At 71.7% G+C, this 12,561-nt stretch carries 13 protein-coding genes; 6 read left to right on the top strand and 7 right to left on the bottom strand.

What is annotated here, in order from left to right:
* Positions 1-4: 4 nt before the first annotated feature.
* Both ACFYPN_RS13420 and ACFYPN_RS13415 read right to left on the bottom strand, forming a co-directional pair.
* Positions 5-427, bottom strand: a complete 423-nt coding sequence (locus ACFYPN_RS13420; protein WP_358762703.1) for a hypothetical protein — start codon at positions 425-427, stop codon at positions 5-7.
* A gap of 201 nt (positions 428-628) precedes the next feature.
* Positions 629-1,465 carry a peptidyl-tRNA hydrolase gene (locus ACFYPN_RS13415; RefSeq protein ID WP_389298178.1) on the bottom strand — a complete coding sequence of 279 codons (837 nt, stop codon included), beginning with the start codon at positions 1,463-1,465 and terminating at the stop codon, positions 629-631.
* Positions 1,466-1,578: 113 nt separating this feature from the next.
* Here ACFYPN_RS13415 and ACFYPN_RS13410 point away from each other — a divergent pair, with 113 nt between their 5' ends.
* Both ACFYPN_RS13410 and ACFYPN_RS13405 read left to right on the top strand, forming a co-directional pair.
* Complete coding sequence (locus tag ACFYPN_RS13410; protein ID WP_358762707.1) at positions 1,579-2,256, top strand: AIM24 family protein; 678 nt, start codon at positions 1,579-1,581, stop codon at positions 2,254-2,256.
* A gap of 118 nt (positions 2,257-2,374) precedes the next feature.
* The gene (locus ACFYPN_RS13405; RefSeq protein WP_358762709.1) at positions 2,375-2,569 is read left to right on the top strand and encodes a hypothetical protein; all 195 of its coding nucleotides are present in this window, start codon (positions 2,375-2,377) and stop codon (positions 2,567-2,569) included.
* Between the two features lie 96 nt (positions 2,570-2,665).
* On the opposite strand, the gene ACFYPN_RS13400 is transcribed toward ACFYPN_RS13405, so the two are convergent.
* From ACFYPN_RS13400 to zapE, 4 genes are all read right to left on the bottom strand, one after another.
* A complete protein-coding gene (locus tag ACFYPN_RS13400; protein WP_389298176.1) occupies positions 2,666-3,589 on the bottom strand; it encodes a polysaccharide deacetylase family protein in 924 nt (307 codons plus the stop codon).
* 35 nt (positions 3,590-3,624) lie between these two features.
* A complete protein-coding gene (locus ACFYPN_RS13395) occupies positions 3,625-5,121 on the bottom strand; it encodes a nucleobase:cation symporter-2 family protein (protein WP_389298174.1) in 1,497 nt (498 codons plus the stop codon).
* A 294-nt stretch (positions 5,122-5,415) separates the two neighbouring features.
* A complete protein-coding gene (locus ACFYPN_RS13390; protein WP_358762715.1) occupies positions 5,416-5,841 on the bottom strand; it encodes an OsmC family protein in 426 nt (141 codons plus the stop codon).
* Positions 5,842-5,958: 117 nt separating this feature from the next.
* Positions 5,959-7,050 (bottom strand): cell division protein ZapE, encoded by a 1,092-nt coding sequence (zapE, locus tag ACFYPN_RS13385; protein WP_358762717.1) that lies wholly within the window; start codon positions 7,048-7,050, stop codon positions 5,959-5,961.
* 79 nt (positions 7,051-7,129) lie between these two features.
* Between zapE and ACFYPN_RS13380 the strand changes: the two genes are divergently transcribed.
* The 4 genes from ACFYPN_RS13380 (at position 7,130) to msrB (ending at position 10,447) form a co-directional block, all read left to right on the top strand.
* Positions 7,130-7,927 (top strand): pyrimidine reductase family protein, encoded by a 798-nt coding sequence (locus tag ACFYPN_RS13380; protein ID WP_358762719.1) that lies wholly within the window; start codon positions 7,130-7,132, stop codon positions 7,925-7,927.
* A gap of 189 nt (positions 7,928-8,116) precedes the next feature.
* Positions 8,117-8,569, top strand: coding sequence for an indole-3-glycerol phosphate synthase (locus tag ACFYPN_RS13375; RefSeq protein WP_358762731.1), 453 nt, complete (start codon positions 8,117-8,119; stop codon positions 8,567-8,569).
* Positions 8,570-8,627: 58 nt separating this feature from the next.
* A complete protein-coding gene (gene murC, locus ACFYPN_RS13370; protein ID WP_389298171.1) occupies positions 8,628-10,028 on the top strand; it encodes a UDP-N-acetylmuramate--L-alanine ligase in 1,401 nt (466 codons plus the stop codon).
* Between the two features lie 14 nt (positions 10,029-10,042).
* Positions 10,043-10,447: a peptide-methionine (R)-S-oxide reductase MsrB gene (gene msrB / locus ACFYPN_RS13365; RefSeq protein WP_358762723.1), complete on the top strand. Its 405-nt coding sequence runs from the start codon at positions 10,043-10,045 to the stop codon at positions 10,445-10,447.
* A gap of 190 nt (positions 10,448-10,637) precedes the next feature.
* On the opposite strand, the gene ACFYPN_RS13360 is transcribed toward msrB, so the two are convergent.
* Positions 10,638-12,158 (bottom strand): SulP family inorganic anion transporter, encoded by a 1,521-nt coding sequence (locus tag ACFYPN_RS13360; RefSeq protein ID WP_389298169.1) that lies wholly within the window; start codon positions 12,156-12,158, stop codon positions 10,638-10,640.
* Between the last annotated feature and the right edge of the window lie 403 nt (positions 12,159-12,561).

Genomic DNA, 12,561 nt, shown 5'->3' with positions numbered 1-12,561 from the left:
GGGGTTAGCCCTCGCTCTCCGGCGCCTCGGGGTCGCGGTCCGGGGTGCCGGCGCGGCCGTCGGGCGGCGCGTGCGGGGTGATCTCGGGGACGGGCGGAGTTCCCTGCTCCACCGAACGGCGGTTCTCCCGCCAGGCCCTGACCCCGGACTCGGTCGCGGCCAGCACCTCCTCGAAGAGTCTGGGCGTCACCGCACCGATCAGCACCAGCACGATGTCCATCCCCGCGCCCATGGTGGCGCCCGCTTCGCGGGTATCAACGGCTCTGGGACGCTCATGAATGCGGATGGAGTTGTCGTTGACCCAGCGTTCCAGGCTGCGTTCGCGCTCCAGCCACTTCTTCAGAGCGGCCACATCGACGTCGTCGGCCGTCTCTCCGAGAAGTGTGACGCGGATCGAGCTGTGTCCCCCGCGCTCGTCATCTGTCATAACTCCCCATAATGTCACGGGAGTTGTGGCCACCATGAGACTGACGTCAGCTGTTGTGACCACTCTGTGACAGATCTTGGGAGGCGCGGGGTGCCGGCCGCGGACGAGCTCCGCCGTCCACCGCCGGCTACCCGGCCCGTCCCAGGAGACCGAGCGGACCACACGATGAACCAGCTGTCAGGGCCGGGTCGGCGTGGTGCGTCAGGGGCGTCGGAGGCGCGGGAGGCGGCAGTAGAGCGTGCCTCCCTCGGCTGCGACGGTCGGCCCGGGGGCGATCTCGGTGAACCCGGCGTCGTGCACCACGGGCAGACCGCTCACCGTGAGGCGGCGCCAGGTCTCCGCGCCCGGGGTGGCCACCGAGAGCGGGAAGCCCGCCTCCTGCCACTCCTTGCGCTCCGCGTCCGTCAACTCCCACCAGGCGAGCTGCGCACCGTGGCCGACCTGCGCCATCGTCTTGCCCGCCGACATGTCGAGCTCCGGGTTGAGCCAGAGAACCGGACCGGTGGTGTCCGGGGCGGCCGGCGGTTCCGGGTCGTCCAGGTCCGTGCCGGAGACCTGGAGCTTCGCCAGCTCCTTGGGCCAGCCGTCGAGCGGCACCGGAGGGTAGACGCGCACCTCGGCGGCGTCCCCGGTGACCGTGATCCCGGGCAGCGCGCAGGCCTTGCGCCACTCCGCGCCCCGGGCCCGCCGCACCACCTTGCGTATCCGGGCGTCCTGCCAGTCCCGCATCGCCTGCGCCCACTCGCCCTCACCGAGCGCGCGGTCGTCGGCCAGGATGGTGAGCACCGCGCGCGCCGCCGTGCGGAGCGCGTCCGTACGGGCGGGCGGGTCGGTCTTCTCGATGTGCACCACCAGCGGCAGCACGAACTGCGGTGCCTCGTCCCGCGGGGTCGGCTCGGTCCGGAACGGGCTGTCCGCCGGAAGCGGTCCGGTGGCCCCGGCCGATTCGGCGCGGTCGGCGGGCTCGACCGGGGAAGCCGGGGAGGTGGCGGTCGGGTCCGGTGCCGACGGGGCTGCGGGAATGTCGTTGCTGCTCACAGAGCCAGTCTGCCAGGCACGTCGGACATGCCGGGCACCCTGGCCGACGGAGCCGTCCGAGCGCCCGGTGGGCCGCTTGGCTTTGTGGCATGTTCCGGGCGAGGATGCGCCGCATGAAGAGCGACATATTTTCCAGTGAGCACATGGCGCAGCAGGCGACCGTCCCCGGGATGACGCTGCAGAACGCCAAGTCGGTCAAGTACGCGGTCAGCGGCGAGATGCATGCCCGCCAGGGTTCGATGATCGCTTTCCGGGGCGACCTGCAGTTCGAGCGCAAGGGCCAGGGGATAGGCGGCATGCTCAAACGGGCCGTCACCGGTGAGGGGCTGCCGCTGATGGCGGTCCGGGGGAAGGGCGAGGCATGGTTCGCGCACGAGGCGCAGAACTGTTTCATCGTCGAGATCGAGCAGGGCGACGTGCTCACCCTCAACGGCCGCAACGTCCTCTGCTTCGACTCCACGCTCGCGTACGAGATCAAGACCGTGAAGGGCGCCGGAATGACGGGCGGCGGCCTCTTCAACAGCGTCTTCAGCGGATACGGAAAGCTGGCCCTGATCTGCGAGGGCAATCCGATCGTGATACCCGTGACGCCCCAGCAGCCGGTCTGCGTCGACACGGACGCGGTCGTCGGCTGGAGCGCGCAGCTCACCACCTCGCTCCACCGCTCCCAGAGCTTCGGTTCGATGGTGCGGGGCGGTTCCGGCGAGGCCGTCCAGCTGCGCCTGGACGGTGAGGGCTTCGTCATCGTGCGCCCGAGCGAAGCGAAGCCGGAGAAGACGTCGGCGAGCTGACGCCGTCGGCCCGCGGTGCCCGGGTGGCTGGGTGTCCGGGTGCTTGGGTGCCGGCCGAGCCGGGCGCAGCGTGGTGGACCGTGGCTGCCGGCCCGGGGGCCGTCGTACGCTCGGGGCCATGGACGACGAGACGTACTGCGCGACCCCCGCCCCCTCGGCCCCCGGCCCGGCCGTGCCGGCCGACGTGGGCGGGCCGTACGCCGAGTGCGTACTCTGCCGCAAACCGACGGAGTACCCCGAGTCGACGAAGGGCGCCACGCTCTGCCCGGTCTGCGCCTGGCAGGAGGCCGGCCGGAACGCCTGCTCCGGCTGACCCGCAGCGACGCCGGGCCCGGAAGTCGCCCGGGCGTCGACGGCGCCCGAGCCCGGCGGCCCGGGCCCGGCCGCCTTCCGGGCGCGCCTCGGCGCCTCAGCTCCCGGGGGCCGCCCGCATCAGCTCCGACACCTTCACGAACCGGTAGCCGCGCGCGCGGAGTTCGGGGACGATCCGGCGTACCGCCTCCTCCGTGGCCGGGGCGGCGCTACGGGTGCAGTGCAGCACCACCAGCGAGCCAGGGGTCACGCCTTCCAGCACCTGCTCGGCCACCGCGTCCGCGTCGGTCGCGAACGCGTCGCCGCCGACCACGTCCCACTGGACCGCCGTCACCCTCTCCGGGGCCAGCGCACGCAGCGCCTCGTCGTCGTAACAGCCGCCGGGGAAGCGGAAGTACGGGACGACGTTGCGCGCCCCCGCCGTGCGGAAGGCGGCGAACGCGCGTTCCACCTCGCCCCTCACCTCCTCCTTCTCCACGGCCGGGAGGCCGTAGCAGGGGGAGGAGAAGGCGTAGTGGCTGTACGAGTGGTTGGCGATCTCGAACGTCGGATCGGTGCCGATCGCCCGGGCCTGGTCCGGGTACTCCTCCGCCCAGCGGCCGGTCATGAAGACGGTCGACTCGACCTTGAGGCGGCGCAGCAGGGCGATCAGGGGCGGATTGTCGAATCTTTCGCCCGCCGCCGCCCGGTCGCCCTCGTCGGCCGTCATGTCGGCGTCGAAGGTGAGCGCCACGACCTTCTCGTCCGTCGGGGCCGCGCTCCTCGGACGCCGTTCGAAGACCGGGGTGAGCCCTTCGGGGCCCGGAGCGAGGGTGGGAGGCGGGGGGATTCGGCGCCCGGCGGCCGGGTCGGGGGTGGTGGACGGGGAGGAGGGAGCGGGGGCGGCGCCGTGCGGCGGTCGCGTGGTGGCGGGGTGATCGTCCGGACTGCCGCATCCGGCGAGCACCCCGCTCAGGACGACGAGACCGGCCAGGCACGCAGAACCGATCAGAGGCGAGACTTTCCGTGCTGAGGTAGTCATTCACGGAAAATATCGGACAATATGATTTATATGGGTCAGGTGGTCCGCCCGGCGCTGGGGGCGCCCCGATCGGCCGACGGCACACCTTCCGGGTCCGCACCCGCACCCGCCCCCACGCCCGTAACCTTCCCCTCCGTCTCCGTCTCCGTCTCCGTCCCCGTCGCGGGCGGGCGCGATGCGTCCTCCGTCCCGGGCGGGCGGCCCCAGGGGGTGTGGTGGAACAGCAGGTTCAGCAGGAACGCGGTGAACGCCGCGGCCGTGATGCCGCTGCCGAACACGATCTGGACCCAGGACGGGAAGTCGGCGTAGACGGCCTCGGACATCTCCGGCAGCAGGCCGATTCCCAGCGCCACCGCGGCGATCGTCAGGTTGTTGCCGCGGTCCAGGTCCACCCGGCGCAGGGTGTTCACCCCGACCATCGTGACCGTGGCGAACAGCACGAGGGCGGCGGCCCCCACCACCGGGCCGGGCAGCGCGGCGACGAGTTCCCCGAGCCTCGGGACCAGCCCGAGCGCGACCAGGACGGCGCCCGCCACCGCCGTGACGTATCGGCTGGAGACCCCGGTGAGGCGGATGAGGCCGACGTTCTGCGAGAACACGGTGTCCATGAACGAGTTCATCACGCTGCCGAGCACGCCCGACAACCCGTCCGCCGCGAGGCCGCGGGCCAGGTCCCTGTCCGTGACGGGCCGTCCGGTCGCCTCGCCCACCGCCAGCATCGAGGCGGTCGACTCGGTGAAGATCACCAGCATCACCACGCACATCGAGACCACGGCGGACACCGGGAACTCCGGGGCGCCGAAGTGGAAGGGTGCTGCCAGTCCCACCCAGTCCGCGTCCGATACGCCGGAGAAGTCGGTGAGGTCCAGGGGGATGGCGATCAGGGTGCCGAGGACCAGCGCGATCAGGATGCCCATCTGCCCGGCGAACCCCCTGACGAAGCGGGCGAAGAGCACGATGAAGACGATCACCCCGGCGGCCAGCCCGAGCCGGGTCCCCGACGCGTGATCGGCGGCCTCCGGGTCGTTGCCGGTGATCAGTCCGGCGGCCACGCCGATCAGCGAGAGGCCGATGACGGTGATGACCACACCGCTGACGAGGGGCGGGAAGTACCGGACCAGCCGCGCGAACGGCACGGCCATCAGCAGCCCGAAGAGCCCGGCCGCCAGCATCGACCCGTACACGGCCCGCATGCCGTACTCGCCCTGGATCAGGATCATCGGGGTCACCGACGCGAACGTGGCTCCCGTGACGACCGGCAGTCGGACGCCGAGTACCTTGCCGACGCCCAGGCTCTGGATCAGCGTGATCACCCCGGCGACCAGCAGATCCGCGTTGATCAGCAGACCGGTCGTCGAGGTGTCCAGCCCGGCGGCCGCGCCGAAGACCAGCGGCACGGTGACACAGCCGGTGTACATGACGAGCACGTGCTGGAATCCGAAGGCGGCGAGCCTGCCCGGGGAGAGGCGCCGGTCGACCGGGTGGACGTCCCGGCCCCTCGGTGGGACCGGTGCGGGAGCTGATACGTCCATGTCATGCCCTCCTGTGCAGGTCGCTGCGTTGGAGTGCATTGAGCCAGCCGTTCTTTGAGAACGTGCGGCCGTGCGGTGACGCGGGTGTTACGCGGGTGGGGAGCGATCACCGGCGCGCAGCCGACGTCCTGACGGCCCGTCGCACAACCGGACCTCCCACCGCCGTACGGGCGCCCCGAAACGGGCCCGCCCACCACCCGACGGGCGTCCCGAAACGGCCCGCCCGCCGCCGTACGGGCCACCGCCGGCCCCCGAGAGCCGGGGACGAGCGGCGGCCCGGTTCAGCCGGACCGGTCAGGCGAGGGTGGCCGTCAGGGTGATCGTCGTGCCGGACAGTGCCTGGCTGACAGGGCAGTTGGCCTTGGCGTCCTCGGCGGCCTTGACGAAGCCCGCCTCGTCCAGACCGGGGACCTGGCCCTCCACCGTGAGGTGGATGCCGGTGATGCCGGTACCGGGCTCGAACGTGACGTCGGCCTTGGTGTTCAGGCTGGTGGGAGGGTTGCCCGCGCCGGCCAGGCCGTGCGAGAGGGCCATCGAGAAGCAGGCGGAGTGCGCGGCGGCGATGAGCTCCTCCGGGCTGGTCTTGCCATTCGCCTGCTCGGCACGCGAGGGCCAGGAGACCGGGAACTCGCCGATGCCGGACGAGTCGAAGGTGACGACACCCTTGCCCTCCAGCAGGTTGCCTTCCCAGACCGTGTGCGCCTGACGCGTGGTAGCCATGGTGAATCCCTTCGGAAAACGGTGCGCGCGGTCGCGCGGAACCGCGGCACCTCGTGCGCCGCGGAACCGGTGGACGACGTGCCCACCCGGAGGTGTCACGCCGTCACCTCCACGAACCTACTGCGCCACCAGGCCCTTCGCGTCCCGCGCCAGGGCCGTCAGCCGGGAGATGGCCCGGAAGTACTTCTTCCGGTACCCGCCGTTCAGCATCTCCTCGCTGAACAGCCGGTCGAAGGGTATGCCGGAGGCGAGGACCGGGATCTCACGGTCGTACAGCCGGTCGGCGAGCACCACCAGGCGCAGCGCCGTCGACTGGTCAGGCACCGGCACCACACCGGTGAGGCAGACCGCGTTCACCCCGTCCGTCATGGCCCCGTACCGGCTGGGGTGCACCTCGGCCAGGTGGCCGAGGAGCGCGGAGAAGTCGTCCAGGGACGCGCCGTCGGCGGCGTACGCGGCCCGCGTGACCTGCTCGTCGTCGAACGGCGGCGGGGCCTCGGGCAGACCCCGGTGCCGGTAGTCCTGGCCGTCGATCCGCAGGGGACGGAAGTGCGCCGAGAGGCCCTGGATCTCGCGGAGGAAGTCGGCGGCGGCGAACCGGCCCTCGCCGAGCTTGCCCGGCAGCGTATTGGAGGTCGCCGCCAGCGCGACGCCCGCCTCCACCAGCCTGCTGAGGAGTGAGGAGACCAGCACGGTGTCACCCGGGTCGTCGAGCTCGAACTCGTCGATGCAGAGCAGCCGGTGCCCGCTCAGGGTCCGCACGGTCTGCTGGAAGCCCAGCGCGCCGACGAGGTTCGTCAGCTCCACGAACGTGCCGAAGGCCTTCAGCGCCGGTTCGGCGGGGGTGGCGTGCCAGAGCGACGCGAGCAGGTGGGTCTTGCCGACGCCGTACCCCCCGTCGAGGTAGACCCCGCGCGGACCGGACGGGGCCGCGGGCTTCTTCGCGAACCACCTCCGCCGGCCCTCGCCCGACGCGTGCGCACCGCCGAGACCCGCCGCGAAGGAGCTGAGGACCGTGACGGCCTCGCTCTGGCTCGGCTGGGTCGGATCGGGGACGTACGTGGCGAAACGCACCGAATCGAAGCGCGGTGGAGGCACCATCTCGGCGACCAGACGATCGGCGGGAACGTGCGGACGACGGGCGCACAAGGACAGCGGAGCCGCGCCGGGGAGGGAGTTCGCCCCCGGAGCGGTGGTGGAGGACGACACAACCGACCACCTTAGGCGGTGGCGGACGGGTGGCGTCCATGGGCCGGGGCCCTCCGGGCACCGTGCCACACTGCCTGACATGCGAAGTCTGCTTCCTCCTGTGACGGACCCGACAGCCACCGGCGCCCGCGCCTCCGCCCCCGTCCCGGCCGCCGACGACCGCGAGTGGAGTTTTGACGAGCTGGCCGAGGCGTACGCCTACCCCGCGGGCCCGCAACCCTGGCTGCGCGCCAACATGGTCACCACCCTGGACGGCGCCGCCCAGCACGACGGCCGCTCGCAGGGCATCTCCTGCCCCTCGGACATGCGGATCTTCGGCACCCTGCGCGGCCTCGCCGACGTGGTGATCGCCGGCGCCGAGACGGTACGCACGGAGGGCTACCGGCCCGCCCGCGCCCGCGAGGCGTTCGCCGCGCGGCGCGCTGCGGCCGGACAGGCGCCCGCTCCCGCCATCGCCGTGGTCAGCGGAAGCATGGACCTCGACTTCTCAGCTCCGCTCTACACCGAGCCGCAGGTCCCGACCCTGCTCCTCACCGGGGCCGCCGCACCGGCGGACCGGGTTCTGGCCGCCCGGAAGGCGGGCGCCCGGGTGGTGGTCGCCGGTGAGGGGACCCGGATCGACCCCGCGAGAGCCGTCCGGGAACTGGCCGCCCTCGGCCTGACCCGGCAGCTGACGGAGGGCGGGCCCCGGCTGCTCGGCCAGTTCGTCGCCGCGGGCGTGCTCGACGAGCTCTGCCTGACCGTTTCGCCGATGCTGACGGCCGGGGACGCGCAGCGGATCGCGGGAGGCCCGCCCGTACCCGTGCCGGAGCGGTTCGCCCTGGCGGGGCTGCTGGAGGAGGACGGCTTCCTCTTCACCCGGTACCGCCGCCCCTGAGATGCGCGGCCGTTCTGTCCGAGTTTTGACGGCGTGACGGAATTCTCCGTTCCGCTTGGCTTCCGCTGGGCACACTTACCTCTGCGATCTCCGTACGATCACGGGGAAGGATGGTTTCAGCAGCGGCCCTCCACCAGGTCGGCCAGATGAAGAAGCGGAAGGGCACCCGTCGTGTTCACAAGCGTTTTGATGATCGAGAAGCCGCTCACCCCCGAGGACGTCGACTTCGTCACGACCCTCCACGGCGACGAGCGGATCTCGTTCATCGTGCTCATGCAGCCGCGCGGCGACCAGGCCGACGTCCTGCTCCGCGCAATCGACGACGTGGCGCTCGGAGAACTGCGGGACGCAGCCAGGGAGAGCGAGGAGCCCGAGGGGAAGGACGCCCGCGAACCCGCGCGGCTGGCCCTCGAACACTCGCTGCGCGCCCTGCGGGCGGCGGGTTCCGAGGCCGTGGGGCAGCTCGTGGAGGAACACCCGCTGGACAGCCTGAAGACCGTCGTGGACGACGCGGGAGCCGACGAGGTCATCGTCCTCACCGCCCCGCACTACGTGGAGGAGTTCTTCCACCGCGACTGGGCCTCCCGGGCCCGCCACAAGGTCGGCGTCCCGGTGCTCAAGCTCTTCGCGCACAGCGAATAGGCTGGGCACCGGTGCCGGGCGGACCCGGCACCGCGAGCGACTTCAGGGAGAGACACGCATGGCACCCGGTATTCCTGCCGCCATGGAACGTCCGCACTTCATCGGCATCGGCGGCGCCGGAATGTCGGGCATCGCGAAGATCCTCGCCCAGCGGGGCGCGAAGGTGGCGGGCAGCGACGCCAAGGAGTCCGGGACCGCCGAGGCGCTGCGCGCGTCGGGGGCGACCGTCCACATCGGTCACGCCGCGGCCCACCTGGCCGACGACGCGACCTGCGTGGTCGTCTCCAGCGCCATCCGCGCGGACAACCCGGAGCTGGTGCGCGCCGCCGAGCTCTCCGTCCCGGTGGTGCACCGCTCCGACGCGCTCGCCTCGCTGATGACCGGCACCCGGGCCATTGCCGTGGCCGGTACCCACGGCAAGACGACCACGACCTCGATGCTGGCCGTCGCCCTCTCCTCGCTGGGCCTCGACCCCTCGTACGCCATCGGCGGCGACCTGGAGGGACCGGGCACCAACGCCGCCCACGGCGGCGGCGAGATCTTCGTGGCGGAGGCCGACGAGAGCGACCGCAGCTTCCAGAAGTACGACCCCGAGGTCGCGATCGTCCTCAACGTCGAGCTGGACCACCACGCGAACTACGCCTCCATGGACGAGATCTACGAGTCCTTCGAAAAGTTCGCCGGAAAGATCATCCCCGGCGGCACCCTCGTCGTCGCCGCCGACCAGCCCGGCGCCGTCGAACTCACCCGCCGGCTGCGCGAGAGCGCCCGGGACGACCTGAACATCGTCACCTACGGCGAGTCCCAGACCGCCGACGTGCGCGTCCACAAGGTCACCCCGCGCGGTCTGACCAGCGAGGTCACGGTCCTGCTGAACGGCAGGTTCCTCACCTTCACCGTCTCCGTGCCCGGCCGCCACTACGCCCACAACGCCGTCGCGGCCCTCGCCGCCGGCGTCGCCCTCGGCATCCCCGCGCACAACCTCGCCTCCGCCATCGGTACGTACACCGGGGTCAAGCGCCGCCTCCAGCTCAAGGGAGAGGCCGCGGGCGTCCAGGTCATCGACTCGTACGCCCACCACCCCACCGAGATGACCGCCGACCTGGAGGCCATGCGCGGCGCGGCGGCCGACGCCCGCATCCTGGTCGTCTTCCAGCCCCACCTCTTCTCCCGCACCCAGGAACTCGGCACCGAGATGGGCCAGGCCCTCGCCCTCGCCGACGCGTCCGTGGTCCTGGACATCTACCCGGCCCGCGAGGACCCGGTCCCCGGCGTCACCAGCGCGCTGATCATCAACGCCGCGCTGGTGGCCGGCGCCGACGTCACCGCCGTGCACGACCCGGCGGACGTCCCGGCGCTCGTCGCGGGAATGGCGAAGCCCGGCGACTTGGTTCTCACCATGGGGGCGGGCGACGTCACGGACCTCGGCCCGCACATCCTGGACCAGCTGTCGAAGTGAGGAAGCGAGCCACCGTGCCGTACGACATCGAGAAGCCAGACGAGCAGTGGCGGGAAGAGCTCTCCCCGGCCGAGTACGCGGTGCTGCGCAAGGCAGGAACCGAGCCCGCCTTCGTGGGGGAGTACACCGACACCAAGACCGAGGGCGTCTACTCCTGCCGCGCCTGCGGAGCGGAGCTCTTCCGCTCCGACACCAAGTTCGAGTCGCACTGCGGCTGGCCGTCCTTCTACGACCCGAAGGACACCGACGCGGTCGAGCTCATCTCGGACACCAGCCACGGCATGGTCCGCACCGAGGTGCGCTGCGCCCGCTGCGGCTCGCACCTCGGCCACGTCTTCGAGGGCGAGGGGTACGAGACCCCGACCGACCAGCGCTACTGCATCAATTCCATCTCGCTGAAGCTGACGCCCGACGCCTGACGCTTCTCCCCGGCAGGTGCGCGCACCTGGTACGGGCACCGGCCCCCACGACCGCAACGGTCGTGGGGGCCGGTGGCGTCCGGGCCGAACCCTCGCGGGCGGACGGTGCCGCCGCGGGCTCGTGGAGGCGGTCCCGAGCGGGACCGGGATCCGCGTCGGCGGCAGACGTGCGCGGACGTGGTCCCGGGAGTCAGTGGCCCCCGGCGAGTTCCCCGCTGAGCCGGTCGTGGAGACGGGCGCTCGGCTCGTTCAGGCCGGTGATCTCGACGGTCTTGCCCCGCTGGGCGTACCGGGCGCCGATCGTGTCGAGGATGGCCACGGACGAGGCGTCCCAGACGTGTGCGGCGGACAGGTCGATCACCACGCGCTCCGGGTCCCCGGCGTAGTCGAAGCGACCGACGAGTTCGTTGGCGGAGGCGAAGAAGAGCGCTCCGCTCACCCGGTAGACCACACGGGTGCCGTCCGGGTCGGTGACGGCGCTGACGTCCGCGGCATGAGCCACCCGCTTGGCGAAGACCACCATCGCGAGGACCGAACCGACCACCACGCCGATGGCGAGGTTGTGGGTGGCGACGACGACCACCACGGTGACCACCATGACCGCGATCTCCCCGGCGGGCATCCGCCGCAGCGTCTTCGGGGCTATGGAGTGCCAGTCGAAGGTGGCGAACGAGACCATCGCCATGACCGCGACCAGGGCGGCCATCGGGATCTCGGACACCACCGGCCCGAAGGCGATGCAGAGCACCATCAGGAACGCACCCGCGAGGAACGTCGACAACCGGGTCCGCGCCCCGGACACCTTCACGTTGATCATCGTCTGTCCGATCATGGCGCAGCCGCCCATGCCGCCGAAGAAGCCGGTGACGATGTTGGCGATGCCCTGGCCGACCGACTCGCGGTTCTTGTTCGAGCGGGTGTCCGTGATCTCGTCGACCAGCTTCGCCGTCATCAGCGACTCCATCAGGCCGACCAGTGCCATCGCGAGCGCGTACGGAGCCACGGTCGTCAGCGTGTCGAGGGAGAACGGCACGTCGGGCAGGCCCAGCACCGGCAGCGACGACGGCAGCTCCCCCCGGTCGCCCACGGTCGGTACGGCGATCCCAGCCGCCACCGTGAAGGCGGTGAGGACCACGATGGAGACCAGCGGCGCCGGAACGACGGCGGTGACCTTCGGGAAGAACACCAGCATCGCCAGGCCGGCCACGATCAGCGGATAGACCGCCCACGGCACGTCCCGCATCTCGGGAACCTGGGCCATGAAGACGAGGATCGCCAGCGAGTTCACGAAGCCGACCATCACCGAGCGGGGCACGAACCGCATCAGCTTCGCCACCCCCAACGCCCCCAGAACGATCTGGAAGACCCCGGCGAGGATCACGGCGGCGACCAGATAACCGAAGCCGTGCTCACGGTTGAGCGGCGCGACCACCAGGGACACCGCACCGGTGGCGGCGGAGATCATTGCCCGGCGCCCGCCGACCACGGAGATCACCACGGCCATGGTGAAGGCGGAGAACAGGCCGACCGCCGGATCCACCCCGGCGATGACCGAGAACGAGATCGCCTCGGGAATCAGCGCGAGACCGACCACCAGCCCGGCCAGCACCTCGGTGCGCCAGACCTTGGGGTCGCCCAGCCAGTCGGGCTTCAGCGCGCGCAGCCGCGCGGCCGGTGAATCGGTGGAGACGGCGGGGACGGTTGAGGACAAGGCAGCGGAAACCTGTCGTGCTCGGGCACACCACCGTGTCGGGCAGGCCGACGGCGTGCGTCTGGACGTGGTGCGCCGGGACGGCGCCCCGCGGACGGCCCGGTGACCGGGACCGGAAGCAGAGGGGGAACGGACCCCGGAAGATCCGTTCGGGCCGGGCCGGTCGCGCGAAAAGCTCGGGACGGACAGGCCGCGGCGGGCCCGAGGCCCTCACGCACGCTGTTCTCCCCGGCGCGGACCTCGCGGGACCGGACCTCCGCCGGGGGCGGCATCGGCCCCGGCACAAGGTGGGACGGGCGCGCGGAGCGTACCTTGACCACCACAAAAACCCTACCCCGACGTCGGGGCAGGGTTCGAGGGCGGCCGTCGCGCGGGGTCGTCACCTGAGCCAGGAGCGGCGCCA

Origin of the sequence: Streptomyces sp. NPDC005576, assembly GCF_042871745.1 — a bacterium.
Classification (GTDB): Bacteria; Actinomycetota; Actinomycetes; order Streptomycetales; family Streptomycetaceae; genus Streptomyces.
The sequence above is the reverse complement of the archived record's forward strand: the minus strand, read 5'-3'. Positions and strand labels throughout refer to the sequence as shown.

Bases quoted from the DNA above. Each gene is read 5' to 3' on its own strand.
- ACFYPN_RS13400 (WP_389298176.1), bottom strand. From the start codon at position 3,589: ATGACTACCTCAGCACGGAAAGTCTCGCCTCTGATCGGTTCTGCGTGC.
- ACFYPN_RS13380 (WP_358762719.1), top strand. From the start codon at position 7,130: ATGCGAAGTCTGCTTCCTCCTGTGACGGACCCGACAGCCACCGGCGCC.
- ACFYPN_RS13390 (WP_358762715.1), bottom strand. From the start codon at position 5,841: ATGGCTACCACGCGTCAGGCGCACACGGTCTGGGAAGGCAACCTGCTG.
- murC (WP_389298171.1), top strand. From the start codon at position 8,628: ATGGCACCCGGTATTCCTGCCGCCATGGAACGTCCGCACTTCATCGGC.
- ACFYPN_RS13420 (WP_358762703.1), bottom strand. From the start codon at position 427: ATGACAGATGACGAGCGCGGGGGACACAGCTCGATCCGCGTCACACTT.
- ACFYPN_RS13395 (WP_389298174.1), bottom strand. From the start codon at position 5,121: ATGGACGTATCAGCTCCCGCACCGGTCCCACCGAGGGGCCGGGACGTC.
- ACFYPN_RS13375 (WP_358762731.1), top strand. From the start codon at position 8,117: ATGATCGAGAAGCCGCTCACCCCCGAGGACGTCGACTTCGTCACGACC.
- ACFYPN_RS13410 (WP_358762707.1), top strand. From the start codon at position 1,579: ATGAAGAGCGACATATTTTCCAGTGAGCACATGGCGCAGCAGGCGACC.
- ACFYPN_RS13405 (WP_358762709.1), top strand. From the start codon at position 2,375: ATGGACGACGAGACGTACTGCGCGACCCCCGCCCCCTCGGCCCCCGGC.